Annotated in this window: 22 protein-coding genes; 15 read left to right on the top strand and 7 right to left on the bottom strand. The window is 69.0% G+C overall.

Features of this window, described 5'->3' with window-relative positions:
- Positions 1–4: 4 nt before the first annotated feature.
- The 4 genes from RUR_RS12005 to RUR_RS12020 all read left to right on the top strand — a co-directional run bounded on the left by RUR_RS12005 (position 5) and on the right by RUR_RS12020 (position 3,199).
- Entirely contained in the window at positions 5–1,222 is a 1,218-nt protein-coding gene (locus tag RUR_RS12005; protein ID WP_283135069.1) for an MFS transporter, read from the top strand.
- Positions 1,223–1,713: 491 nt separating this feature from the next.
- The gene (locus RUR_RS12010) at positions 1,714–2,562 is read left to right on the top strand and encodes a hypothetical protein (RefSeq protein ID WP_283135070.1); all 849 of its coding nucleotides are present in this window, start codon (positions 1,714–1,716) and stop codon (positions 2,560–2,562) included.
- Positions 2,563–2,575: 13 nt separating this feature from the next.
- Positions 2,576–3,022: a hypothetical protein gene (locus RUR_RS12015; protein ID WP_283135071.1), complete on the top strand. Its 447-nt coding sequence runs from the start codon at positions 2,576–2,578 to the stop codon at positions 3,020–3,022.
- Between the two features lie 12 nt (positions 3,023–3,034).
- On the top strand, positions 3,035–3,199 hold the full coding sequence (locus tag RUR_RS12020; protein WP_283135072.1) for a hypothetical protein: 165 nt from the start codon (positions 3,035–3,037) through the stop codon (positions 3,197–3,199).
- A gap of 217 nt (positions 3,200–3,416) precedes the next feature.
- Here RUR_RS12020 and RUR_RS12025 read toward each other — a convergent pair whose 3' ends face one another.
- The gene (locus RUR_RS12025; protein ID WP_283135073.1) at positions 3,417–4,757 is read right to left on the bottom strand and encodes an AAA family ATPase; all 1,341 of its coding nucleotides are present in this window, start codon (positions 4,755–4,757) and stop codon (positions 3,417–3,419) included.
- A gap of 518 nt (positions 4,758–5,275) precedes the next feature.
- Between RUR_RS12025 and RUR_RS12030 the strand changes: the two genes are divergently transcribed.
- Positions 5,276–6,703, top strand: a complete 1,428-nt coding sequence (locus RUR_RS12030; protein ID WP_283135074.1) for a HAMP domain-containing sensor histidine kinase — start codon at positions 5,276–5,278, stop codon at positions 6,701–6,703.
- On the opposite strand, the gene RUR_RS12035 is transcribed toward RUR_RS12030, so the two are convergent.
- Both RUR_RS12035 and RUR_RS12040 read right to left on the bottom strand, forming a co-directional pair.
- Positions 6,639–7,583 (bottom strand): TAXI family TRAP transporter solute-binding subunit, encoded by a 945-nt coding sequence (locus RUR_RS12035; protein WP_283135075.1) that lies wholly within the window; start codon positions 7,581–7,583, stop codon positions 6,639–6,641. The two genes, RUR_RS12030 and RUR_RS12035, sit on opposite strands and share 65 nt — an antisense overlap.
- Position 7,584: 1 nt before the next feature.
- Positions 7,585–8,244 (bottom strand): response regulator transcription factor, encoded by a 660-nt coding sequence (locus tag RUR_RS12040; protein ID WP_283135076.1) that lies wholly within the window; start codon positions 8,242–8,244, stop codon positions 7,585–7,587.
- A gap of 278 nt (positions 8,245–8,522) precedes the next feature.
- Between RUR_RS12040 and RUR_RS12045 the strand changes: the two genes are divergently transcribed.
- Both RUR_RS12045 and RUR_RS12050 read left to right on the top strand, forming a co-directional pair.
- Positions 8,523–10,583 (top strand): TRAP transporter permease, encoded by a 2,061-nt coding sequence (locus RUR_RS12045; RefSeq protein WP_283135077.1) that lies wholly within the window; start codon positions 8,523–8,525, stop codon positions 10,581–10,583.
- Positions 10,580–11,557, top strand: coding sequence for a TAXI family TRAP transporter solute-binding subunit (locus tag RUR_RS12050; RefSeq protein ID WP_283135078.1), 978 nt, complete (start codon positions 10,580–10,582; stop codon positions 11,555–11,557). The genes RUR_RS12045 and RUR_RS12050 overlap by 4 nt, the downstream gene beginning before the upstream one ends.
- A gap of 203 nt (positions 11,558–11,760) precedes the next feature.
- Here the strand turns inward: RUR_RS12050 and RUR_RS12055 are convergent, their stop codons facing one another.
- Together RUR_RS12055 and RUR_RS12060 are read right to left on the bottom strand one after the other, a co-directional pair.
- Positions 11,761–12,351: a hypothetical protein gene (locus tag RUR_RS12055; protein WP_283135079.1), complete on the bottom strand. Its 591-nt coding sequence runs from the start codon at positions 12,349–12,351 to the stop codon at positions 11,761–11,763.
- Between the two features lie 175 nt (positions 12,352–12,526).
- Entirely contained in the window at positions 12,527–14,089 is a 1,563-nt protein-coding gene (locus tag RUR_RS12060; RefSeq protein ID WP_283135080.1) for an MFS transporter, read from the bottom strand.
- Positions 14,090–14,185: 96 nt separating this feature from the next.
- On the opposite strand from RUR_RS12060, the gene RUR_RS12065 reads away from it, so the two are divergent.
- Positions 14,186–16,498 (top strand): AfsR/SARP family transcriptional regulator, encoded by a 2,313-nt coding sequence (locus RUR_RS12065; RefSeq protein ID WP_283135081.1) that lies wholly within the window; start codon positions 14,186–14,188, stop codon positions 16,496–16,498.
- Positions 16,499–16,623: 125 nt separating this feature from the next.
- Here RUR_RS12065 and RUR_RS12070 read toward each other — a convergent pair whose 3' ends face one another.
- Positions 16,624–18,090, bottom strand: coding sequence for an MFS transporter (locus RUR_RS12070; RefSeq protein ID WP_283135082.1), 1,467 nt, complete (start codon positions 18,088–18,090; stop codon positions 16,624–16,626).
- A 122-nt stretch (positions 18,091–18,212) separates the two neighbouring features.
- Between RUR_RS12070 and RUR_RS12075 the strand changes: the two genes are divergently transcribed.
- On the top strand, positions 18,213–18,698 hold the full coding sequence (locus RUR_RS12075; RefSeq protein ID WP_283135083.1) for a MarR family winged helix-turn-helix transcriptional regulator: 486 nt from the start codon (positions 18,213–18,215) through the stop codon (positions 18,696–18,698).
- A 505-nt stretch (positions 18,699–19,203) separates the two neighbouring features.
- On the opposite strand, the gene RUR_RS12080 is transcribed toward RUR_RS12075, so the two are convergent.
- Positions 19,204–20,103, bottom strand: coding sequence for a TIGR03564 family F420-dependent LLM class oxidoreductase (locus RUR_RS12080; RefSeq protein ID WP_283135084.1), 900 nt, complete (start codon positions 20,101–20,103; stop codon positions 19,204–19,206).
- Between the two features lie 160 nt (positions 20,104–20,263).
- On the opposite strand from RUR_RS12080, the gene RUR_RS12085 reads away from it, so the two are divergent.
- The 6 genes from RUR_RS12085 to RUR_RS12110 all read left to right on the top strand — a co-directional run bounded on the left by RUR_RS12085 (position 20,264) and on the right by RUR_RS12110 (position 25,858).
- Positions 20,264–21,448, top strand: coding sequence for a lipid-transfer protein (locus RUR_RS12085; protein ID WP_283135085.1), 1,185 nt, complete (start codon positions 20,264–20,266; stop codon positions 21,446–21,448).
- Positions 21,445–21,885: a MaoC family dehydratase N-terminal domain-containing protein gene (locus RUR_RS12090; RefSeq protein WP_283135086.1), complete on the top strand. Its 441-nt coding sequence runs from the start codon at positions 21,445–21,447 to the stop codon at positions 21,883–21,885. Before RUR_RS12085 ends, RUR_RS12090 begins: the two co-directional genes overlap by 4 nt.
- On the top strand, positions 21,882–22,247 hold the full coding sequence (locus RUR_RS12095; RefSeq protein WP_283135087.1) for a MaoC/PaaZ C-terminal domain-containing protein: 366 nt from the start codon (positions 21,882–21,884) through the stop codon (positions 22,245–22,247). The genes RUR_RS12090 and RUR_RS12095 overlap by 4 nt, the downstream gene beginning before the upstream one ends.
- Positions 22,244–23,044 (top strand): SDR family NAD(P)-dependent oxidoreductase, encoded by an 801-nt coding sequence (locus RUR_RS12100; RefSeq protein ID WP_283135088.1) that lies wholly within the window; start codon positions 22,244–22,246, stop codon positions 23,042–23,044. The genes RUR_RS12095 and RUR_RS12100 overlap by 4 nt, the downstream gene beginning before the upstream one ends.
- Positions 23,045–23,158: 114 nt before the next feature.
- Entirely contained in the window at positions 23,159–24,301 is a 1,143-nt protein-coding gene (locus RUR_RS12105) for an acyl-CoA dehydrogenase family protein (RefSeq protein WP_283135089.1), read from the top strand.
- A 9-nt stretch (positions 24,302–24,310) separates the two neighbouring features.
- Positions 24,311–25,858, top strand: coding sequence for a long-chain-fatty-acid--CoA ligase (locus tag RUR_RS12110; RefSeq protein WP_283135090.1), 1,548 nt, complete (start codon positions 24,311–24,313; stop codon positions 25,856–25,858).
- Positions 25,859–25,863 lie beyond the last annotated feature (5 nt).

A 25,863-nucleotide genomic window follows, 5' to 3' on the forward strand; every position in this document is an offset into this window, starting at 1 on the left:
TCCCATGGCAAACACGGACGCCCGCCGCAACCTGCTCATCCTCGCCGGAACGCTGCTGCTGCTGAAGTCGACCTGGTTCTCCGCGACCGCGGTGATCCCCCAGGTTCGGCAGGAATGGGGGCTCACGCCCGACTTCGCGGCCTGGCTGACGATCTCCGTGCAGTGGGGGTTCGTGGCGGGCGCCGTACTGTCGGCGGTGTTCGTCATCTCCGACGCGCTGCCGCCCATCCGGCTGATCTTCCTGAGCTCGATCGGGGCCGCCGTCGCCAACCTGGCCCTGCTGCTGACCCACGACGTCTTCACCGGCGGCCTGGCCCGCTTCGCCACCGGCCTGTTCATCGCCGGCGTCTACCCTCCCGCGCTGAAGCTCATCTCCACCTGGTACCGCCACGGGCGCGGGGCGGCGATGGGGCTGCTGATCGGCGCGCTGACCGTGAGCTCCGGCGTACCCCACCTGATCAACGGGCTCGGCGGCCTGAACTGGCGCACCGTCATCGTGGCCACCTCGGCGCTGACCCTGGCCGGTGGGCTGATCACGCTGACGGTCGTCAAGGAGGGACCGTACCCGTTCCCGGCCGCTGCGCTGGACCCGCGCCAGGCGCGGCGCATTCTCCGCGACCGGGGCACCCGGCTGGCCGTGATCGGCTACCTGGGTCACATGTGGGAGCTTTACGCGATGTGGACCTGGTTCCTGCTGTTCTTCTCCGCGGCGCTGGACGGCCAGGGTAGGGGGGGATCCCTCCTTGGCGTTTACGTCACCTTCGCCGTCTTCGCCATCGGCGGACTGGCGAACTACACCGGCGGACTGTGCGGCGACCGCTACGGGCGCGAGCGAACCGCGATCGTGATGATGGCGGTGTCGGCCTCCTGCGCCGCGTTCATCGGCCTGCTCATGGAGGCGCCCCTCTGGCTGCTCGTCGTTGTCGCCCTCGTCTGGGGGTACAGCGTCGTGGGGGACTCGGTGCAGTTCTCCGCGCTCGTCACCGAGCTGGCCGATCAGAGTTACGTGGGCACCGCGTTGACCCTGCAGATGGCCTTCGGTTTCCTGCTGACCGGCGCGACGATCTGGCTCGTCCCCGCGGCCGAGCAGGCCGTCGGCTGGCGTTGGGCGTTCGCCGTGCTGGCGGTGGGCCCGCTGGTGGGCATCGCGTCGATGCTCAAGCTGCTGCGTCTGCGCGCTGAGCGCGCGCTTGTGCCGTCGGCGGAGGCACCACCCCGATGATCCGGGTAGGCCGCGCGCCGGTGCCTCCTCGTCGATTGGGGTGACCGGTCCGTCGTAGCCGCATGGCGGAGACCCAGGACAACGGATCCGGCAAGGGTCGTCTCGGCGGGATGTAACTCTTGGTGAGCGCCGCTGACGGTTCGCACCGGATCCGCTCCGTTCGGGGCGGCCACCATGCGTAGCTGTGTGATCGGTGTGTTACGCCTGGTCAGCATGCTCAAAGCGGTGAATTCGGCCGGTGGGTACAGCGTGAATTCTCAATCTTCCCGGTGCACTCTTTCTCGAATGGTGAGAAACGACTTTGGTCCGGGGTCACCCTTTGTGACGCAACCCCGTTTTGGTGGGATCGTTTAATGTCATTGTGGGCGTTTGGTGGAAGATTAATTTGAACTTACCCACCATGATCTCCTATTGCGTGAAATTCGAGTCTTTCTATGTGCTTACTAGTCTGTTAACTTCTTTGTGGAATCGCCGACAGCGAAGGAGTGTTAATGCTCCACATCGAGCTCGACGTCTTTTCCGGACGTCCGAATCCGTACTGGAAGCTCACGGCGCGCGAGGAACGTGAACTCATCGACCGGCTCACGGCGAGCCCTGCCGCGCTGCGGCCCGTCGACCAGGTCGAGTCGAAGCTCGGCTACCGCGGAATGGTCGTGCACGCCGACCGCGCCGGCCGGGAGCGTCTCACCGCGGCCGGGCTTCCGCCGGGCTTCCGCCTCAGGGAGGCCACCGGCGTGAACGTCTCGGACGTGGCCGAGCGCTGGCTGCTGCACACCCCAGGCGCGCAGGAGGCCCTCCTGCCCGAGGTCGGCGACGTGTCCGACCGGTCCATCGGATCGCCGTCGGCAGGCCCCGGCGGTCAGGCCGGCAAAGGCCTTCTGGCCTGCGCGTACTGGGCGTCCTGGTGGGCGGATCTCAACACCTTCTGGAACGGCACCCGCCGGTCCAGCAACAACTGCTACAACTTCGCCTCCAGTCTGGCCACGGGAACCTTCGCACAGCCGGGCCGCGGCAGCGGCTCGACCTTCAGCTCGCTGACCGTCGCCAACATCGAGGCCGCGACCTTCCGCGATGGGTATACCAGCTTCTGCAACGACGACCGATTCATTAGTTATCTGTGCATTTGGCCGGGTGTCGACTTCCACTTCTATCACTTGATCCACGACCTCTGGGGGACCAGCAACCGCTGGGCGCACAAACCCGGAAGCACCCCGGCGACGAACCTCGATAATTCCGGGAATCCCATTACCAATCCGGTGACGTGCAACCGTGGACCGTATACGGTGGGCGGAACGCCGTGGATCTATCCCCGGGTGAATCCGCGGTCCAATATCAGGTAGTCAGGAGTTCCCAGTGTCTATCCGGCTTGTGCTCGCGGTGGTCGGAGTTTCGCTGTCCATGTTGGCCTGCGGTAATTCCGGTGCCCAGGGCGACTCGCCCAGCGTCGCGACGGTCGAGATATATTCGGGTCGGCCGAACCCGAAATGGACCCTCGATCAATCGGCGCGCTCCGCGGTCGTCAAGGCGTTGGACGGTCTGCCGGTCGGCAGGCAACTGAAATCGCCGGACGCGAGCAAGCTCGGCTTCCGCTGGATTGAGGTGTCCAATCTGGACACCTCACACGGCCGGGTGACACGGGCCAAGGTGACCCCGCGCGTGGTCGCGCTGGAACTGTCGGCCGATCGACGTACGGTGCTGCTGGAGGACAGCCAGTCGCGGACGCTTCAGGAGCTGCTGCGACTCGGCGCGGGCCGCGTCGACGCCGACGTACTCAATCTCATTCGTCAACAGATCCGTTAGCGGAGGACGTCGATGTCCAAACCAGTCTCACGTCGTGCGGCCCTCACCGGGATCCTCTTCGGCAGCTTGGCCGCCGCCGCGGTCACGCTGAAGCCGGAGGCATCCGTGGCCGCAGCCCCGACCCAGACCCGTGGTGCCACCGTCGAGTCGTGGCTCCTGACCACCGCCAAGTTCTGACCGGCCGACCGGTCGGCGAGCCTGTGCTCCCGGCCACGACATAGGTGGCGGGAGTCCGCCGCAGCCCGTCGCCGAACGCTGCGCCGCGCCCGCCGTACAGCAGCCCGCCTGGAAGACGGCTACCTTGAACGACACGTCTTCCAGGTGCCGGCCGCCCAACCCGCCGGGAGCCCGGTCTCCCGAGGCGTCGGAGTGACGGAGCCGTGTCGGCCCGCACTCAGAGCGGATGGCGGTCGACTCTTCTGAAGACCCCTCCCGGGCCGTGAAGCATCGGCCGGGGCACGGTGAAGCCAGGGGGTCCGTCTCCGTCGTCGTGGACGTGCTCCCCGGAGCCCAGCAGGGAACGTGTCAGGGTTTCCCGTTCGCCGAGCATCTCGTCCAGCGCCCGGCCCAGTTGTTCGCCGGTGAGCCTGGCCGGGGACGCCCCTTCGACCAGCGCGCCGAGTACCGCCCGGCGCAGCAGTTCCTTGAAGAACGACGCCGTGGCCCCTTCGGTCCTGGCCACGAGCGGGTCCAGGTCCGCGGTGAGGTCCAGGTCCCCGGCGTAGAGCCGGAGGAGCGCCGCCCGGCCCGCCGCGTCGGGTTTCGGGATCTCGACGGCGAGATCGACTCGGCCCGGCCGGTCGGCCAAAGCCCGCTCCAGGACGTCGGCCCGGTTGGTGGTCAGAATGAACGTGACGTCGGCGTCGCCGCCGATCCCGTCCATGGCGTCGAGCAGCGCGAACAGCAGCGGATTCCCGTCCCCGCCGGAGTAGGAGCGATCCTGGGCGACCAGGTCCACATCCTCCAGGACCACGATCGCCGGGTGGAGCCGGCGGGCCAGGCCGGCCGCCTGGGCGACGAACCGGATCGCGGAACCGGTCATCACAATGACCGTGCACCCGCTCATTCGCCCCATCAGATAGCGAACCGTGTGGGTTTTCCCCGTTCCCGGCGGGCCGTAGAGCAGTAGTCCCCGCTTGAGATGCTGACCGTGCTCACTCAGGGATACGGCGTGCTCGGCGATGCCGACGATGTGCCGCTCCACGCTCTCCAGCACCCCCGAGGGCAAGATCACCTCGTTGGTGCTCAGCGCCGGCCGGGGCAGGAAGGTCACCAACTCGTTGCCGCGGTGCTCACTCCAGCTGAAAGACAGGATCTGGCCCCGGTAGACGTCGTGCTCGCGCATCAGCCGGCCGATCTCGTCGCGTACGGCCGTCGCGTTCGACCTGTCGGCGGCCAGCACGTCGACCTGGCACTGCGGCGACCCGTGTTCCGAACCCGCACGCAGGCCGACCAGGACGGGGGAGCCGTCCGGCGTCCGTGTCAAGATCAGTCCAAAGGTGACCACCTCGGTGGTTTCGTCGGGCCCGATCGCCGCGGTACCGAGACCGACCGCGCCGATCTCGAACCGCTCCCAGCCCCGAGCCGTGACGGTCAGTATGTTGACGAGGTCGTCGTGTTCGCGGCCGTGCCCCGCGACGCCGAACCATTCGGCCTCCGGGCTGTGCTCGGCGATGTACCGATCGACGCCGTTCTGCAGGTTGACGTGCTCCCAGCCCGGGAAGCGCTCGGTCACGCAGATCATGTTCCTGAGTTCGCACCCCAAATGGCCGGTCACCCGGGACACCAGTTCAGGTACCTCCCGGGCCGAATCCAGTTGATGATGCGCGTCTTCGACGAGCTGTTTCAGTGCGAGGGCTAAGTCCTGAGCATCCCTGTGATTCATATTTCATACTTTGGCAGAGACCTCTACGGGCTGCGCGAGGATTTGTTTCCCCGCAGATCACCGCCTTGCGGGCGTGCGGATTGTCGGCGACCGTAACCAGCTCAAGGATTCCTGTGACCTGCTCGGATCGAATTTCCTGCACGTTTTCGCGATAAATGTTCTCCTCTTACTCACTATTGTGTTCGGATGTTCGGCATTCACGGCCGATCGGCCGTACCGAGAACGTCGCCCTATCGAGATCCGGACGCCGTAGTCTTTTGCGGCAAGGGCGATGATCGGTGTCCGTCGCGATCGGTTCGCCGCATGAGGATCCGGCTCCGCGACGGGTGCGCGGCCCTCCGCGCAGCGGCGCCGGAAGGGGAGACGGCGTGCGCAGACGACTGCTGATCATTGTCTTCGTGCTGGTCGCGGGTATCGTGGCGGCGCTGGGTCTCCCGCTCGCCACGGCGAGCGCGGAGCAGACGTCCCAGGAGGTCTTCATCAGCCGCGCCGCGGACACCGCTCGGTTCGCGGACGCCGCCGAGTCCGCGCTCGCGATGGGCCGCACCGTCCGCCTCGTGGCCGAGATGGAGCGCTATGACGCGCTGTACGACACGGCGGTCCTCGTCGTGGACGCCGACGGACAGATCATCGCGTCGTCGCGGGAGGGCTTGACGACGTCGGCTGCCGGACTGCGGGCTCCCATTCTCCGCGGGCTCGCCGGACGGCCGCCGCAGCGCCCGCACGTCCTGTGGCCGTGGGACGACCGGCCGTACGTCGTCGTCGAGCCGGTGGTCCGCGACAATCGGGTGCTTGGGGCGGCCGTCACGGTATCCCCGACGGACAGGGCGCGGGGACTGGTCACCGACCGGTTCGTCCACCTGGGGGTCGGCTTCCTGGTGGCGTTGCTGGTGGTCACCCTGGCCGTGTCGGTGCCCGTGGTGCGCTGGGTGCTGCGTCCGGTCCAGGATCTGGATGAGGCCGCGCACGCGATGGAGTCCGGCAGGCTCGCGACGCGGGTGTCCGAGCGGGCGGGGCCGCCGGAGCTCCGGCGGCTGGCGCGGAGCTTCAACGCGATGGCGGACAGTGTCGCCGCCGCCGTACAGAAGCAACGGGCCTTCGTCGCGCAGGCTTCGCATCAGCTGCGCAATCCGCTCACCGCGCTGCGGCTGCGCATGGAGAACGCCGGGGTGCTGGTGTCGGATCCGGACGGCCGGATGGAGCTGCGGCTCGCCCTGGAGGAGGCGGACCGGCTCGGCGAGACCGTCGACGCGCTGCTTCGGCTGGCCCGGGCGGAGTCGACGACGGCCGTCCCTCAGCCGCTGGACGTGTCGGCCGCGATCCGGCGGCGGGCCGTGGCCTGGCAGGCCGCCTACGCGGGCTCGAACACCCCGCTGGTGGTCGACGCGCCGGTCGGCGTGATCGTCGAATGCCTTCCCGACCTGCTGGAGCACGCGCTGGACGCGTTGCTCGACAACGCGCTGAAGTTCGGGCGGGGCAGCCCCGTACAGGTCCAGGCCGCGTCTTTGGACGACGCGGTGGAGATTCGGGTGCGGGACACCGGCCCGGGACTGCCGGGGGAGGAGCTCGCTCGGGCGGGTGAGCGGTTCTGGCGCAGTCCGCGCCATCAGAACGTGCCGGGTACGGGACTGGGCCTCGCCATCACGCGCACGCTGGCCGAGGAGAGCGGGGGTTCGATGACGCTGTCCGCCGTACGGCCGCATGGGCTGGAGGTCCTCATCCGGTTGCCGGCTAGCGATGGTTCGAGCGGTACCAGCGGACCGCGCCTTCGTGCAGATCCAGGGGATGGGTCATGATGGCCAGGCCGGGGTCGAGACGGCGGGCCTCGGGGTGGGCTTCGACCAGCCGGGCGTGCCCGGAGAACAGCAGTCCGGTCAGCCAGTAGGCCGTCGCGGGGTCCATGCGGCCATGGACGACGAGGTAGTTCGGCACGCTCACCGTGGTGACCGCGCTGGGCAGTCCGTACACCGAGGCGGGCACCGTCGTCTCGGTGTAGAGATCGCCGTACCTGCGGATCAGGGACTCCACGATGGAGCCCAGGTCGATGAGCCGTACGACCGTGTGCCGGCGGAGATCGACGATCGCCGCGCTGGGCAGGCCGCCGCTCCAGAAGAACGCGTCGATCTCCTTCGCCGCGAGCGCGCGGGCGGAGGAGGCGACGTCGAGATGCTTCAAGGTGACGTCCTCAAACAGCCCCGCGATGGTGAGGGCGCGTTCCCCGATGACGGCGGTGCCCGAGCCTTTGCCGCCGATCGAGACCCGACGGTCCTTGAGGTCGTGGATCGACCGTACGGGGCCGTCCTCGCGTACGACGAGCTGGACGTAGTTGTCGTACAGGCGGGCCAGGGCGGTGATCGGCTGCCGTACCCGGAAGGGCGGCCGTCCGGCGACGGCGTCGGCGGCCACGTCGGCGAGGGCGAATCCCACCTGTGCCCGGCCCGAGGTGACCAGCTCGATGTTCTCGACGGTGCCCGCGGTGGTGAACGAGTCGGCCGCGACCTCCGGCAGCCGGTCGTGTATCACCCGCGCGTACTCCCGGCCGTAGACCTGGTACACGCCGCCGTCGGGACCGGTGGCGATCCTGATCACGCCGTGTGGGGCGGGTGGCTCCTGCGTGTCACCGCATCCGGCCACGGCCATGGTGCCCCACAGCATGATCGCCAGCAGTGCGCGCATGCTAGCCGACGCCGCCCGCCAGCCGGTAGCCGACGCCGCGCACGGTTTCGATGACGGCGGGTTCACCGAGCTTGGCCCGCAGGGTCGCCATGTGGACGTCCAGGGTGCGACCGCCTCCATGCCACGCGGTACCCCAGACCTCGATGAGCAGCCGCTCTCGCGACACGAGGATTCCGGGGACGTGGGCGAGGCAGGCCAGGAGGCTGAACTCCTTACGGGTCAGGGCGATCGGGTGACCGTCCTTGGTCACCGAGTGCGTGGCCAGGTCGACGCGCAGGCCGCCGATCTCGACGGCCGCCTTGGGCCTCGGCCGGGCCCGGCGCATCACGGCCTCGATGCGCGCCCCCAGCTCCGCGAACGAGTACGGCTTCACGATGTAGTCGTCGGCCCCTGAACGCAGGCCGATGATCCGGTCTCGCTCCTCGCCACGTGCCGTGACGACGATGATGGCGACATCGGGGGCGCTCATCCGCAGCCTGCGGCAGAGTTCGATCCCATCGCGGTCGGGCAGGCCGAGGTCGAGCAGGATCAGATCGACGGAGGGGGCGGCCAGGGCCTCCGCGGCGCTCGCCGCGTGCAGGACCTCGTACTTTTCGCGCCGCAGCGCGCTGGCGAGGGCCGCGGCGACCCGTACGTCGTCTTCGACAACAAGCACGCGCATGGTGGTCACGCTCGATCCCGGCCCTCGATGTGCACGCCATCATTCCACGAGCCGTGCCCGGCATACACCGGATCGCCCAGGCGGGTGGCCGATTCGAGTGGTCCACCGATGACGACGGGCAATCAACGCGGTTCTGGGCGCCGCCCTAAGTGTCAATCAAATTCCGGCGCGCACACCTTCAGCTCTGTGACAGGTCAGACTTACGTTTCCCGCATCCGGTGGTTCCACGCCGACGAGGCGGCCCATCCCGACGGGTGGCCGGAGAGCGGGGTGAAAGGGTGACGTCCTTCGGTCGGAGCACGCCGTTGCCGGCCGCGGCCGGTGCGCAGGACCAGACCCCGCCGATTCGCGACGCCGGTGAACTCATCGCCGAGTACGACGCGGAGCGGCCGGCCCGCCGGCTCACCGGCCACCTCACCCACGTCGTCGGGGCACTGGCGCTCGGCGTCTCGCTTTACGCGCTCTACGCGGTCTTCAATCCCATCCCGGTGCTGCCGTACCGGATGGGCTTCCTCGCCGCGGTGTTGCCGTTGACGTTCCTGGCCTATCGCCCGGGCCTGCGGGTGCCTCGGTGGTTCGCGCGGTCCGCCTCGGGGAACGTTCCGGCCCTCGACAACCCCGGGATCGTGGACTGGATCCTCGCCGGGGCCTCCGTCGTGGTGTGCGCCTATCCGCTGGTGGCGTTCGATGAGTTCATCCGGCGCACCTTCGCCCCCTCGGCGCTTGATCTGATCATGGGTGCGGGCTGCGTGCTCCTGGTGCTGGAGGCGACCCGCCGCACGGTGGGGGCGATCCTGCCGGTGATCTGCGTGGGGTTCGTCGGCTACGCCTACTACGGCGGCTACCTGCCCCTCGACTGGGTCGTCGGGCACCGCGGCTACGACCTCGAGCGGATCGTCGTCCAGTTGTACATGGGGACGGAGGGCCTGTTCGGCGTGCCGCTCGACGTGGCGGCGAGCTACATCGTGCTCTTCACGATCTACGGCGCGGTGCTCGAATACTCGGGAGCTGGGGCGTTCTTCGTGAACATCTCGTTCGCGGCGTTCCGCCGTTCCGCCGCCGCCCCCGGCCGTACCGTCACACTGGCCGGCTTCCTGCTCGGCACGGTCTCCGGATCGGGTACGGCGACCGCGGTCTCGCTGGGCAGCGTGGCCTGGCCGATCCTGCGGCGCGCCGGCTATCCGCGGGAGCAGGGTGGAGGCGTCCTCGCCGCGGCCGGGATCGGCGCGATCCTGTCCCCGCCGACGCTCGGCGCGGCCGCCTTCATCATCGCCGAGTACCTCAAGGTGTCCTACCTGGCCGTGCTGCTCTACGCGACCGTGCCGACGCTCCTGTACTACCTGGGGATCATCCTGGCCGTCGAGATGGACGCCCGCCGGTTCGGCACGCGCGGGGTCGAGGTGGCGGCCGACTCCCCCTGGCGGCTGCTGGGGCGTTTCGGCTACCACTTCTCCTCGCTGATCGCGATCGTGGTGCTGATGGCGCTGGGGGTCTCGCCGTTCCGCGCGGTCGTCTACGCCACCGTCATGGCGTTCCTGCTGTCGTTTCTGGACCGTGAGCACCGGCTCGGGCCACGCCGTGCCGCCCAGGCCCTCTCGGCGGGGACACTCGGCGTGCTGCCCGTCGCCGCGACCACGGCCGCCGCCGGAATCATCGTCGGCGTCGTGACCCTGACCGCCCTCGGGCTGAAGGGCTCACGGATCATCGTCGACCTGGCGGGGGGCGAACTGGTCCTGACCGCCGTGGTCGCGGCGCTCGCGGTGCTGATCCTCGGGCTCGCCGTACCGGTGACCGCGTCGTTCATCATCGCGGCCGTCATCATCGGACCCGCGCTCCAGAGCCTCGGCGTGCCGTCCGAGGCGGCCTACATGTTCATCTTCTACTACGCGGTCCTCTCCGAGGTGACGCCGCCGACGGCGCTGGCCGCGGTCGCCGCCTCGGCGATCACGGGGGGCAACGCGTTCAAGACGATGATGATGACCTGGAAGTACACGCTTCCGGCCTTCCTGGTTCCCTTCGCCTTCGTCCTGGCACCCGCCGGCCGCGCGTTGCTCTGGCAGGCCCCGCTGCCCCAGGTCCTCCTGGCGCTGGCCGTCTCCGGCCTCGCCGTGGCCGCGCTGGCCGTCGCCACCGGGGGCTGGATGATCCACCGTGCCGCGTGGCCCGAGCGGCTCCTGGCGGCGGGCGCGGCGATCACGCTCCTCTCCCTCCAACCGGCCGCCGTCGCGACGGGGCTGGCCCTGCTCGCCGCCGCTCTTCTCGTCCACCTGGTTCTGCGGCGGTCCGCCGCCGGCCGGGGCCGGAGCTCCGTTGCCCACCAAGCGAAGGAAGGGAAATGATGCGATCCCCAACCCGGTTCGGCGCCGTCGTGCTCGGCCTGATCGTCGTCCTCGCCGCCTGCGGCGGCGAACGCCGGAGCTCTGCGGACCCGGGTCTCTACAAGGGAGGGCGGCTGTCCATCGCCACCGGGAACACCACCGGGGTGTACTACCAGCTCGGCGGAGGCTACGCCGATCTGATCACCAGGAACCTGTCGGGCTACCAGGTCACCGCCGAGGCGACCGGCGCCTCGGTCGAGAACATCCAGCGGGTGGTACGGGGCGACGCCGACATCGCCTTCACCTTGGCCGACGCGGCGAGCGACGCGGCCACCGGCAAAGGCGCCTTCACCGGCCGGCAGCCGATCCGGGCCCTGGCCCGCATCTACACCAACTACACCCACGTGATCGCCCGCACGGACGCGCGTATCCGCTCGGTCGCCGACATGAAGGGCAAGCGGGTATCCACCGGTTCGCCCAACTCCGGCACCGAGAACATCGCGCTGCGGCTGCTCAAGGCGGCCGGGCTCAACCCCGAGTCCGACATCCGCAAGCAGGCGCTCTCCCTGCCGGAGACGGTGCAGGGGATCAAGGACGGCACCTTGGACGCGCTGTTCTGGTCCGGCGGCCTGCCCACCGGCGGGATCACCGATCTCACCACGAGTCTCAAGGACGCCGTCGTCTTCGTCCCGATCGACGACCTGCTGCCGAAGCTCGTGGCGGAGTACGGACCGGTCTACCAGGCCGCCGATCTGAAGCGGGACGTGTACGGCGCCGCCCAGGACGTGCCGACCGTCGCCGTGCCCAACCTGTTGATCGTTTCGGACAGGATGCCGGCCAAACTCGCCGGGGACCTCACCAGGGTCCTGTTCGCGCATCAGGCGGACCTGGTGAAGGTCCATCCCGAGGCGGGCAACATCTCGCGGCAGGAGGCACCCAAGACCGACCCGGTCGACCTCCACGACGGGGCACGGCAGTTCTACGGGGCCTCCTGAACCCTCGGTGACGGAGGCACGTCGGCGTGCACGGATTCGCCCGCCTGCCACAGGGGCGCAGGCGGGCGAATCCGGATCCCGATGCGGAATTCGACACTGCGGTACGTGTCTCCGTCACCGAGCCCCTCCGGTGAAGGGCTCGGCGATGGAGATCGCAGTGAAGTCGGCGTTGCTGTCGCGGTCCCGTCGGCGATCGGGGAGCCTCAGTTCCAGGTCGCGTTCCTGAGGATCCCGGGCAGGCCCGGCGTGTTCCACTGGTCGACGATTAGGATCTTCGATATCGGCAGGTACCACTCGCGCTGGTTAAAGCGCTTGATCTTGCCGTTGTAGCACTGGGTTCTCCAGTTGTGATAGTCCGCCTTATGTCCGGGGCCGATCTGGCGCAGCCCCTTGCCCACGAGTTTGAATCCCCCGACGAGTGACGCGTTCTTCTTGACGGGGCAGTGCACGACCCCGGTAGACGTGTAGAACGGGCTGCCGGGAGTGTAGGGGTTGAAGAACTCGTTGCCTATCTCGATTGTTTTGGGGCCGTAAACCCAGAAGCCATCGCAAACAAAACCTTCTTTACGGGGGTTGGCGCAGGAGCCGGTCACGACACGCACCTGGTCGTACTCGAGTCTGTACACCTTCCAGGACTTCGGAATCGTCAGAGTGAGGCCCTTGCGGAGGTGGAGGGACTTGGTGCCGGACTCCACGGTGGACGCCACAGCCGGGGTGGTGAGCAGAATGGAGGCGGTGACGGCAATCAATGTCAATGGGGCGATTCTCCGCAGCGGCCCTATGCTGACTTTCATGGAACATTCCTTTCGTCATCCGGATAGACGTGACGCGGGACCGAAAGGTTGGGACACGAATCAATAACGGGGAGTGTGTTTCTTTCTCTCCGGTTGTCCCTGCCACGGGACAAAAACATCAGGCTCTGATGTGCACTGAAAGACGGACGAGCCCATCGTCGGCTGAAACGTGCCGTCAGGTCGCGTTCGTGGCGGGATCCGGGGTTGGGGTTCGGTCCTTCGCCTGCGGTTCCTCGCTTTCGGCGGTTCCGACGTCCCGTAGGGCGATCGCGGACAGTGCCGCCAGGATCGCGATGCAGACGGCGCCGGCGAAGGCGGCCAGGTGCAGGCCGGAGAGGAACGCGTCCTTGGCCTGTTCCAGCAGGCCGTCGGGGAGACGCGAGGCCACCGAGGAGGCACCGGAGAGGCTGTCCCGGGTCGCGGTCACGATCTCGGCGGGCACCCCGGCCGGGATACGGTCGTCGATCCGGGCGCGGTAGACGGCGCCTGCGAGGCTTCCCAGCGTGGCGACTCCCAGGGCGAGGCCCAGCTCCTGGACCATCTCCGACATCGCGGAGGCCGATCCGGCCTTGGCCGGCGGGGACGCCCCGACCACCAGGTCGGTGCCCAGCGCCGCGATGGCGCCCAGGCCGAAGTAGACCAGGGAGAAACCCGCCACGGCCAGGCCGGGACCGGACGAGATCTCCACCTGGGTGAGCAGCAGATACCCCACCGTGGAGACGGCCAGGGTTCCGGCCATCACGTATCCGGGGCGGATGCGCCGGGCGACCAGCGGCGCCCCGATCGCCGCCGCGAACATCATCAGGGCGGGGGGTCCCATCCACGCCCCGGCGGTCAGCGGGGGCAGTTCCTTCACGAGCTGCAGGTACTGCGTGACCAGCAGCATGACGCCGCCGACTCCGACCAGGCCGACGAGAAGGACGCTCAGCGCGGCGCTGAGGGCACGGCCCGCGAACAGTCGTACATCCAGCAAGGGGTTGGGCAGGTGGAGCTGGCGCCGGACGAAAATCACGGCGAACGCCGCTCCGCCGAGAAGGGCCAGGCCCGGCTGGGTCGTGAGCCCGTCCTTGGCGGCTTCTTTGATGCCGTAGATCACCGGCAGGATGGCGGCGAGGGAGAGGGCGACACTCGGCAGGTCGAAGCGGCCGCTCCGCGGGGCGCGATACTCCGGTACCAGGAAAGGTGCGGTGATCAGGAGAAGGCCGCTGACCGGGACCGCGATCAGGAACGAGGAACCCCACCAGAAGTGCTCCAGAAGGGCGCCGCCCACCACGGGTCCGGCCGCCATGCCCAAGGAGAACATGGTCGCCCAGACCCCGATCGCCAATGCCCGCTGGCGCGCGTCGGTGAACATGTTGCTGATCAGCGCAAGCGTGGAGGGCATCAGCGTGGCTCCGGCGACGCCGAGCGCGGCCCGCGCGGCGATCAGCATTTCGGCGCTGACGGAGTAGGCGGCCAGCACCGAGACCGCTCCGAAGGCCGCGGCGCCGATCATCAGCAGCCTGCGGCGGCCGATCCGGTCACCCAGGGTACCCATGGTGATGAGGAACCCGGCGATCAGGAACCCGTAGGCATCCATGATCCACAGCGCCTGGGTGCCGGTGGGCCGCAGATCCGTCGTCAGGGACGGCAGGACGAGATACAGCAGGGTGACGTCCAAGCCGAGCAGGGCGGTGGGCAAGGACAGCACGGCGAGGCCCGCCCACTCCTTGGGACCGGCTCGGCGTATCGTGCGCATGGTCAGGCAAACCTTTCCGCAGGAGATCCGTGCCGCTCATGGTGCGTGTCGGCACGCACGAACCGCTGCCGGTCCGCTGCCGGATAATCTGATTGCATGCGGTATGGGGTGCTTGGCCCACTGGCTGCCTGGGACGACGAGGGGCGTCAGATAAAGATCCCCGAAGCCAAGGTGCGCATGCTGCTGGCCATCCTGCTGGCGCATCACGGCAGACCGGTGCCGGCCGACCTGCTGGTCGAGGAACTGTGGGCGGGTGATCCGCCGGGCAACCCGTCCAACACCCTGCAGACCAAGATCTCCCGATTGCGTCACCTCGTCGGCAGGGACGAGGTGATCCACGGGCCGGCGGGTTACCGGCTGCGTTTGGACGGTGAAGAGCCACAGGTCGACGCCCGGTTGTTCCAGGCACTGGCCGACGGTGCCCGCGCGACGGCGGATCCCGGCAGCCGGGCGCGGCTCCTCGCCGACGCGTTGATGTTGTGGCGGGGACCCGCCTACGCCGACGTCGCCGACGCCCCGTTCGCCTGCGCCGAGATCACCCGGTTGGAGGAGCTGCGGCTCACCGCCCTTGAGGACCAGGCCGAGGTGCGGCTGGAGCTCGGCGAACACGCGCTGCTCGCCACGGAACTGGGTGACCTGGTCACCCGGCACCCGCTACGGGAGCGGCTGCGCATGGCGCAGATGCGCGCACTGTACCTGGCGGGCCGGCAGAGCGAGGCCCTGGCGGCGTTCCACGAGTTACGGGGCCGGCTCGCCGACGAGCTTGGCGTGGATCCGACTCCGGAGCTCACCGCGATGTACGAGGCGATCCTGCGACAGGAACCCCAACCGGGGATCGGCCCGCGGCACCGTACCAATCTCCCCTCGCCGGTGACGGCTCTGATCGGCCGGGAGGACGAGGTCACCACGGTGCGGGGGTCGCTGTCCGCCGGCTCGGGAACGCGGCTGATCACGCTGACGGGTCCCGGGGGAGTCGGCAAAACCCGGCTGGCCGTCGCCGCGGCCCACGACCTGGTGCCGTGTTTCCCGGACGGGGTGTGGCTGGTGGAGTTGGCGGGGCTGGCCCGCGGGTCCGCGCCGGACGACATCGCGGATCGGGTCGTCACGGTGCTGGGTCTCTGCGACGCCGCGTCGGTGGACCCGGACGCGGCCGATCTCGTCGGCTGGCTTGGCCGGGCCCTGGTCGGCAAGCGCGTCCTGCTGTTGCTGGACAACGGTGAGCACCTGGTCGAGTCGCTCGCCATGCTCGCCGAACGGCTGCTGACCGCCGCCTCCGGCGCGCACCTGCTGGTGACCAGCCAGGAGACGCTCGACGTTCCCGGTGAAGTGGTCCATCCCGTCCCGCCGCTGTGCGTGCCGGGTCCCGGGCAGGGGCCCGGCCCCGATGCGGCCGCTCGCTCCAGTGCCGTCCGGCTGTTCGTGGAACGGTCGGTGGCCGCGGTCCCGGGCTTCGTCCTCGACGCGAGCAACGCATCGGCCGTCAGCGCGATCTGCCGGAGGCTGGACGGCATCCCGCTGGCCTTGGAACTCGTGGCGCCGCGGCTCCGCGTGCTCAGTCCCGATCGGCTCCTGGAACGTCTGGACGACCGGTTCAATCTGCCGTCCGGTCGGGTGAGGGGTCGGCCCGAGCGGCAGCGAACCCTGCAGGCGATGATCGACTGGAGCTGGGAGCTGCTGCGCGACGACGAGCGGACCGTGCTGCGCCGGCTGGCCGTACACGCGGACGGCTGCACGCTGGAGGCCGCCGAGGCCGTCTGCGCCGACGACGATCTGCCCGCCCGCAATGTCCTGGGCCTGGCGGCCCGGCTGGTGGATCGATCCCTGGTCGTTCGCGAGGGGGAACGCTTCCGGCTGCTGGAATCCGTCGCGGCGTACTGCGTCGAGCGCCTGGTGGACGCGGGCGAACTCGACACGGTGCGGACTCGGTTCACGCGGTACCACACCGGGCTGGCCGAGCGTGCCGACTCCAAGCTGCGCGGCCCCGAGCAGCGCCGGTGGCTGAGCCGCATGGACGCCGAAACCGTCAATCTGCGCCGGGCGCTGGACATCATGGTCCACGGCGGGGAAACCGAGCCGGCACTGCGCCTGGTGAACGCGATGGCCTGGTACTGGATGCTCCGCGGCAAACTCACCGAGGCCCGCCGATCCCTGCGCGCCGCGTTGAGCCTTCAGGGCGGCAGGCCTGAGGCGAGAGCCGTCGCGCGAGCCTGGCTCGCGGGGGTCGAACTCCGTACACAGCCTGTGGACGAGTACGGCGAACCGCCGGCCGCTCTGCTGAACGGCGTCGACGACCCCGGGCTGCGGGCACGGCTGCTCTGGTTTCTCGGCTCCGCTCCGCACGGTGCCGGCCACCGTTCCGAGGGACGGCGCATGGTCGAGGAGAGCCTGTTCACGCACCCCGGAGTTTGAGCGAGGCGAGCGACCGAGCCTGATCGACGCCTCGCCGTCACCTCACTCTTGAGGCGCCTTGCCGGTTTCCTCCGGGCGCCTGGGAGTACCCCTTCCGAATGAAGAACGCCTGAATTGGAGCGGGATCACTCCTGGGGCGCGTTCGCGCGCTTGGGGAGCAGGAACATCAGGGCTGCCGCGGCGAGGTAGCAGACGATCTGCCAGGGCAGGATCGTGGCCAGGGCGTCGCTGTACGCGGTGAGCCGCGGGCCGGCGAGGGTTTCGTCGAGCCTGGCGAAGAACACGGCTCCGAGGACGGCGACACCGAACGCGTTGCCGAGCTGGGTGACGGTGGTGAGAACACCACCCGCGGCACCGGCGTCCTTGGCGGGAACCCCGGCCAGGACGACGTTGATCAGAGATGGGGCGGTGAGCCCCAGCCCCATGCCGCCGAGGAACAGGGGCAGGGCGAGGGTCCAGTAGGAAAGGGCGGCTCCGTCGCGGACGAACAGGAGCAGGAGGAGCTGGGACACGGCCAGGATCAAGGAGCCGCTGACGAGCAGGGCACGACCTGCGCGGTGGGCGAACTGGGCGCCGATGGGCGAGGTGACGATGGAGCCGAGGGCGTAGGGCAGGATCACCAGGCCGGTTTCGAGGGTGGTGCGTCCGGTCCCGAGCTGGAGGTAGAGGGAGAGCAGGAGGAAGAAGGAGCCGAGCGCCCCGAAGAACAGCAGGCAGACGGAGAGCCCGGCGGCGAAGGCGCGTTCGCGGAGCAGAGCCGGGTCGAAGATCGGCTGTCTGCCGTGTCGGGCCAGCCGCCGTGCGTTGACCAGGAACAGGGCGGTGACCGGAATCGAGCAGGCCAGGATGGCGAAACCCCACCAGGGCCAGCCCCAGTCGCGTCCCTGCACCAAGGGCAGGAGCAGGAGCAGCGCGGCGGTGGCGATGAGCACCGCACCGGGGAGGTCCAGCCGGGTGCCGTACGGCCTGCGGGACTCGGGCAGGTGGCGGACGGCGATGATCAGCCCGGCTATCGCGATCGGCACGTTGATCCAGAAGATCGCTCGCCAGCCCAGGCCGAACAGGTCGGCCTCGACCAGCACCCCGCCGAGCAGTGGCCCGGCCACCGAGGCCAGGCCGAGCACGGCTCCGTACGCGCCCAGCGCCTTGGCCCGTGCCTCGGGGGTGAACGAGGCCCGGATGATGCCGAACACCTGCGGGATCATCAGCCCGCCGGCCAGGCCTTGTGCGACGCGCATGCCGGCGAGCACACTCCCGGTGGGCGACAGCCCGCAGCCGGCCGAGGCCAGGGTGAACGCGGCGAGGCCGAGGAGGAACACGCGTCGCCGCCCGAACTGGTCGCCGAGGCGGCCGCCGACGATCAGGCCGGCCCCCATGGCGAGCGTGTATCCGGCGATCATCCACTGGAGGGTGGCCTCGCCGGCGTTCAGGTCCTCGGCTATCGCGGGGGCCGCGACACTGACGATCGTGGCGTCCAAGAGCTCCACGAACTCGGCGATGAGGATCGCGGCCAGGACGACGGCGGCCGTCTTTCCGGAGAGAAGGGCGGGGGTCGCGGCCCCGCGGTCGTGGTGAAGGGCGTGGGTGGACATGCTTGGCTGCACTCCAGGGCAGGGAACACGGTAGTATTGCTGCGTTACGCATTAAATGCGTAACGCAGTGAATATACACCAAAACTTGCTGCGCAGCGCAGCGATTGAGATGGGGTGGCGTCGTGGCGAACGCGGATCAGGAGCGGGAAAGGCTGCTCGGCGAGCTCATCGGGGCCGCGGTGCCGAGCTGGGCGATCCGCGTCGTGCAGCTCAACGGCGTCGTCGCCACCCGGCTCGGCGTCACCGACACCGACGTGCAATGCCTGCACGTGCTGGGACAGTACGGCCCGGCGACGCCGGGGGAGCTGGCCAAGCGGGTGAACCTCACCACAGGATCGGCCTCACGCATGATCGACCGGCTGGTCGACGCCGGCTGCGTCCGCCGGATACCCGACCCCGGCGACCGCAGGCGCGTCCTCATCGAGCCGACCCAGGAGGGTCTGGAGCGGGTCGGCAACGCCTACGCCGGGCTGATCTCCCGCACCCGGGACGACCTCGGTGGGTTCGCCGACGAGGAACTCCGCGTTCTGCTCCGTTTCCTGGCCGCGGCCGAACGCAGCACCGCCGCCGAGGTCCACCGCTTCCAGTCCGACGACGGCCGGCCGTGACTTCTTCAGTCGAGCCGCCTGGTCATGCCGGGCGCCGCTCTCTCGGCCGCCGCCGAGGAGGTCGGCTCAGGATCCGGCTGAGTGTGTTGTGGCTCCCCGTGTACTCCATGCACGGTCAGGCGACCACCCGATACCCCTGTGCCTCCACAGTGCGGACGGCTACCTGGAGTCGATCTCGCAGGCTTTCGCCCACTTCACGGGAGTGGGACTTGACGCCGACACGGCCACCTGGCGCAACGGAGGGGGTGCCGGAGTCTCATGTCCATGATCCTGACGGAATCCTTCCCCGCACGGCGACCGGATTGCGCTCGCCGACCTGCGCGTGATCGACGGGCGGCACCCAGGCGGCCCTCAATTGACGCAGACCGACTCGCCCAGGCGGCTTGCAGCGTTTCGTCAGAGGTTCGGTACGGGCTGCGCCGCACACTCGTGTAGCCGGGGCACGAGCGTGACGTCGTGACCCGAGGGGCGGGCGCGTGGACCTCGAACGCGGGCCTGCGCGCGGTCAGAGCAGGCTGCGCAGGAATTCCCTGGTGCGGACGGCGTCCGTACCGGAGGCGAACTCGGAGGCGACGAAGTCCGTCACCCCGGCGTCGGACAGGAGCCCTAGCTGGTCGGCGACGGTCTTCTCGTCGCCGACCAGGGCGACGTCGGCGGGGCCGGCCGCGCCTTCCCGGTCGAGCATCGCCCGATAGGACGGCACGTCGGTGTACGCCCGGTAGACCTGGCCGGCCCGGGCCCGTGCCGCCGCCACGTCGTCGGTGACGCAGACGGGGAGGGCGCAGACGATCCGCGGGTGGGGGCGGCCCTCGGCCGCCGCGGTGATCGTGGGGATCGCGTGGTTCGCGACCGTTCCGGGGCCGGTCATCCACAGGATGGTCCCGTCGGCCACCCGGCCGGCCAGTTTCAGCATCTGCGGGGCGAGGGCCGCGATGAGGACCTGCATCGCCCCCTTGCTGGGTGTGGTCAGCCGCATGTGGGCGCTGACCGTCTCACCGTCGAAGTCGACCTGCCCGCCACGGAGGAGCGGGATGAGAACGGACAGGTATTCGCGCATGTGCCGGATCGGCTTGTCGTAGCTGTAGCCGTACATGCCCTCGGTGATGAACCGGTGGGACAGCCCGACCCCGAGGGTGAGCCGCCCGCCGACCACCGCGTCGACGGTCAGCGCCTGCTGCGCGAGGGCCGCGGGGTGTCGGGGATAACTCGGGACCACCGCGGTGCCGAGCTCGATGTCCGGGGCGTCCGGTCCCGTCACGGCCAGTGCCGTCAGAGCGTCCAGCCCGAAGATGTGCGGCATCCAGACGGAGGCGAAGCCCTCCTGCGAGGCGCGGATCAGCTTTTCGCGCAGCTCGTCGATCGCCTCCGGCCTCATGGGCGCGTCGAGCAACAACCCTATCCGCATCCGTCCACGTGCCTTTCGATCCGATGTTAACGACAAACAACCCACATTCAAGCAGAAACATATCTTGTGCAAGGTCTTGCATCAAGAAGTTAACTGCGAATAACCTCCCGATTGTGTGGCTCGGCTGCGGTCACCAAGAGCCGGGAAGAAGGGAGAAGCGGTGGAACGTCGGGTGTACGTCGCGGGCGTCGGGATGATCCCGTTCACAAAGCCCAGCGCCGGCCAGACCTATGACGTCATGGGAGAGCGCGCGCTGCACGAGGCGCTCAAGGACGCCGCGGTCGGGTACGACCTCATCCAGCAGGCCTACGCCGGCTACGTCTACGGCGACTCGACCAGTGGTCAGAAGGTCGTCTACGGGGCGGGACTCACCGGGATCCCCGTCGTCAACGTCAACAACAACTGCTCCACCGGCTCGTCGGCCCTGTGGCTGGCCCGTCAGGCGGTGGAGTACGGCGCGGCCGAATGCGTCGTGGCCGTGGGCTTCGAGCAGATGAACCCCGGGGCGCTCCAGAACGTGTGGAACGACCGGCCGCTGGTGTTCGACCGGCACTCCGCGGCCATGTCCCTGGTCCAGGAACCGTCGGACGCGCCCCTCGCCGCGCAGTTCTTCGGCGGTGGCGGCGCCGCCCACACGGCGAAGTACGGCACGGCCCCGGAGACGTTCGCGAAGATCGCGGTGAAGGCGCGCCGGCACGCCGCGAACAACCCGTGCGCCGTCTTCCGGACACCCGTGACCGAGGAGGAGGTGCTCGCCTCACCGCACGTGTTCGGCCCCCTGACCAGGCTGCAGTGCTGCCCTCCCACCCGCGGGGCCGCGGCGGCCGTGCTCTGCGGCGAGGAGTTCGCGCGCAGGCACGGGCTGCGGACCGACGTGGTCATCCGGGCCCAGGCGCTGACCACCGACACGGCGAGCAGCTTCACCTCGGGCGACATGATGCGGGTCGTCGGTTACGACATGGCCCGCGAAGCGGCCAGGCAGGTGTACGAAGCCTCGGGAGTCGGTGCCGAGGACCTCGACGTGGTGGAACTGCACGACTGCTTCACCACCAACGAGCTGATCACGTATGAGGCCCTGGGCCTGACTCCGGAAGGCACCGCGGAACGGTTCGTGATCGACGGTGACAACACGTACGGGGGCCGGGTCGTCACCAACCCCTCAGGCGGTCTGTTGTCCAAGGGGCACCCGCTGGGCGCGACCGGGCTGGCCCAGTGCGCGGAGATCACCTGGCAACTGCGCGGCGAGGCGGCGGCCCGCCAGGTCGAGGACGCGCGTCTCGGCCTCCAGCACAACGTCGGCCTCGGCGGGGCCTGCGTGGTCACCCTCTACGAGAAGGCGTCGTGAACCTCGCGGTCGCGATCGGGATGACGTTCCCGCGCCACACGGTCGAGGTCGAGCGGGGCAGGCTCCGTTTCTACGCCGAAGTCATCGGGGAGGAGGCGCCGCGTTTCACCGACGTCGACGCCGCGGCCGAAGCCGGTTACCCCGATCTGCCGGTGCCTCCCGCGTTCCTGTTCTGCCTGGAGATGGCCCGGCCTGGAGATCGGTTCGGCTATCTCCAGCACCTTGGCATAGACCTCCGCAAAGTGCTTCACGGGGAGCAGCGTTTCGACTATCACGCCATGGCGTTCGCGGGCGACACGCTGATCTTCGACACCAGGATCACGGACGCCTACGAGAAGAAGGGCGGAGCGCTCGGCTTCCTGGTCCGCAGCACGCATGTGACCCGGGCGGGCGCTCCGATCGCCGATCTCACCTCCACCATCGTGGTGACGCGATGAAACTGGAGATCCCGACGATCACCCGCACCACGCTGGCCTTGTACGCCGGTGCGTCCGGGGACCACAACCCGATGCACATCGACTTGGACGTGGCCCGGTCGGCAGGCCTGCCGGACGTGTTCGCGCACGGCATGCTCTCCATGGCCTATCTGGGTCGCCTGCTCACCGACTTGGTCGACCAGGGACGGATCCGTACGTACGCCGTCCGATTCACCGCCGTCACACCGGTGCACGCCAAGCCCGTCTGCACCGCGGTCGTCACGAAAGTCGAGAACGGCCTCACCTATCTCGACCTGACGGTGACGACGGAGGAGGGCACGCAGACCCTCACCGGGCAAGCGATCATCGAGGGGGAGTTGTGAAACTCGACGGAAGAGTGGCGATCATCACCGGTGGCGGCCGCGGCATCGGGCGGGCGATCGCCCTGAAGCTGGCCTCCGAAGGTGCCCGGGTCGTGGTCAACGACCTGGACGAGGAGCCCGCCGAGGAGACGGCGGAGGTCATTCGCGGCTCCGGCGGCGAAGCGTCCGTCTGCGTCGGCAGCGTCACCGCGGAGGACTTCGCCGGCCGGATCACGGCGGAGGCGGTGAAGCGTTTCGGCGGGCTGGACATCATCGTCAACAACGCCGGCTACACCTGGGACAACGTCGTCCAGAAGATGAGCGACGAGCAGTGGGACGCCATGCAGGACGTCCACGTCAAGGCGCCGTTCCGGATTCTGCGGGCCGCCCATCCGTTCATCAAGGCCAATCCAACCGACTATCACCGCAAAGTGGTGAACATCTCCTCGGCCTCCGGTCTCGGCGGGCATCCCGGCCAGGCGAACTACTCCAGTGCCAAGGCCGCGGTCATCGGGCTCACCAAGGCGCTGAGCAAGGAGTGGGGGCGGTACAAGGTCAACGTCAACGCGGTGGCGTTCGGGCTCATCGAGACGCGGCTCACGGTGGCGGTGTCCGGGGAGGACACCATCCGGGTCGAGGGGCGCGAGATCAAGGTGGGGATCGGCACCGCGTTCCTCGACGCCGCTCAGTCCGCGATCCCCCTGGGCAGGGCGGGTACGGCGGCCGAGGCGGCCGGAGCGGTCTACCTGCTCTGCGTGCCGGAATCCGACTACATCAGCGGCCAGGTTCTGCTCTGCGGCGGTGGCCTGTCCCTCTAAGGGAGGTTCGATGTGCCTGAGCCCGATGGCCGACGAGGACGCGGATCCGCCGTTCGATCGTGGACAAATGCCGATCGTTCCGACCATGGACTGGCTTGACGAGACGGAGGAGACATGACCTACACCTCCTCGTGGATCACCGACGACGTCGCTCTCCTCGGTGACACCGCCAGGCGGTTCTTCGTTGCGGAGGCGGTTCCCCGGCAGCGGAGGTGGGAGGCCGAGCGGCGTGTCGACCGCGCCTTCTGGACCCAGGCGGGCGAGATCGGACTGCTGTGCGCGGGCGTTCCCGAGGTGTACGGCGGGGGCGGGGGAGTCTTCGCCCACGACCTGATCATCCTGCAGGAGCAGGCGCGGATCCTGGAACTCGGATTCGGCAACCCCGTTCACAGCGGGATCGTCGCCCACTACCTCACCTCCTTCGGCACCGAGGATCAGAAACGACGATGGCTGCCCGGAATGGCGTCGGGGGAGGCGGTGGCGGCCATCGCCATGAGTGAGCCCGGCGCCGGTTCGGACCTGCAGTCGATCACGACTCGCGCGGTGCGCGACGGCGACGACTATGTGATCAGTGGGGCCAAGACCTTCATCACCAACGGCGGCGGCTGCGATCTGGTGCTCGTCGTCGCCGCCACCGACCCGCCGAGCCGTGCCCGCGGCATCTCCCTGTTCCTCGTCGACGCCGGTACACCGGGGTTCAGGCGGGGCCGGGTCCTGGAGAAGATCGGACAGCACACCGGCGACACCGCCGAACTGTTCTTCGACGAGGTCAGGGTGCCGTCCGGTGCCCTGCTCGGCGGGGTCGAGGGGCAAGGGTTCGCCCAGCTCATGCGGCAGCTCCCGCAGGAGCGACTGATCATCGGGATCATGGCGGTGACCGCCGCGGAGGAGGCGCTGGCCCAGACGGTCGCCTACGTCAAGCAGCGCCGGGTCTTCGGCGAACCGCTGATCGCCAAGCAGAACACCCGCTTCGAGCTCGCCGAGTGCGCCACGCTGGTCCACGCGGGCCGGGTGTTCGTCGACTCGTGTGCCGAACGGCACCTGCGCGGCGAGCTCGACTCGGCGACCGCCTCCATGGCCAAGTGGTGGCTGACCGACGTGCAGTGCCAGGTCGTCGACCGCTGCCTCCAGCTGTTCGGCGGATACGGCTACATGCGGGAGTACCCGATCGCCCGGATGTACGAGGACGCGCGGGCCCAGAAGATCTACGGCGGCACGAACGAAATCATGAAAGAGCTCATCGCACGATCCCTCTAGGAGGGGTTCATGTACCTGACCCAGGGTCTGCACCGTTCCCTGCAGCAGAATCCGGACGCGCCGGCCACGATCTTCGGGGATCGCGTGCGGACCGTCCGCGAACTCGCCGACCGGGTGTCCCGCCTCGCGGCGGCGCTGCGGGCGATGGACGTCGCCGACGGCGAGCGCGTCGGGGTGCTCGCCCTCAACTCCGACCGTTTCGCCGAGATCCTCCTGGCGGTCCCCTGGACCGGCGGCGTGGTCAATCCGGTCAACATCCGCTGGAGTCCGGCGGAGATCGTCTACTCGCTGGCGGAGTGCCAGACCGACATCCTGTTCGTGGACGACGCCTTCGCCGCGTACGCGCCCGTACTCAGGCAGGGGTATCCCGCGCTGCGGAAGGTCGTCCACATCGGGGACGGACCCCTCCCCGAGGGCATGCTCGACTACGAGGAGCTCATCGCGGCCCACGAGCCGATCCCGGATGTACGGCGCGGCGGCGATTCGCTCCTCGGCATCTTCTACACGGGGGGCACCACGGGCTTCCCCAAAGGGGCCATGATCAGTCACGCGAACCTGTTCGTCGCCACGTACGGTTCCCGCGCCACCGCGCCGACCGGGCTGCCGGGAGGCAAGTCGCTGCTGGTCGCGCCCATGTTCCATATGGCCGCGTTCGCCGCCTGGTACACCCAGCTCGTCCTCGGCGGCACGCATGTGATCGTCCCGTTCTTCGAACCCGGCACGGTCATCGAGACGATCGCCCGGCACCGGGTGAGCTACGTGATGCTGGTACCCACCATGATCCAGATGCTCGTCGATCACCCGTCGGCCGCGGAACACGATCTGTCCTGCGTGCGCCACGTGGTCTACGGCGCGTCCCCGATCAGCGAGACCCTGCTGCGCCAGGCGATGCGGACGTTTCCGCGGGCGGAGTTCGTCCAGGCGTACGGCATGACCGAGCTCGCGCCCGCCGCCACCCTGCTCACGTCCGAGGACCACCGGGAGGGCACCCGGCTGCGGTCGGCGGGCCGGGCGGCCATGCACGCCGAAGTGGCCGTCGTCGGCCCCGACGACCAGGTCCTTCCCCCGGGTCGGGTGGGCGAGGTGGTCGTCCGCGGCGGGCACGTCATGCTCGGGTACTGGAACAAGCCGGCGGAGACCGCGGAGGCGCTGCGCGGCGGGTGGATGCACACCGGCGACGGCGGCTACCTGGACGAGGACGGCTACCTCCACATCGTCGACCGGATCAAAGACATGATCATCAGCGGTGGCGAGAACGTCTACTCCGCCGAAGTCGAGAACGCCCTGGCCGCTCACCCCGCCGTCGCCCTGTGCGCCGTGATCGGGATCCCCGACGCCGTGTACGGCGAACGCGTCCACGCCGTGATCAAGCTCAAGCCGGGCGCGACCGCCACGCTCGCCGAGATCCGAGACCACTGCAAGAGCCTCATCGCCGGCTACAAGGCGCCACGCAGCTGCGAATTCGTCGAAGACTTCCCGCTGTCGGCAGCCGGGAAGATCCTCAAGCGCGAGCTGCGCAAGCCGTACTGGGAGGAAAAGGATCGCACGGTCCAGTGACACCA

This window comes from Rhizohabitans arisaemae, from assembly GCF_025996515.1.
GTDB classification, from domain to species: Bacteria; Actinomycetota; Actinomycetes; order Streptosporangiales; family Streptosporangiaceae; genus Rhizohabitans; species Rhizohabitans arisaemae.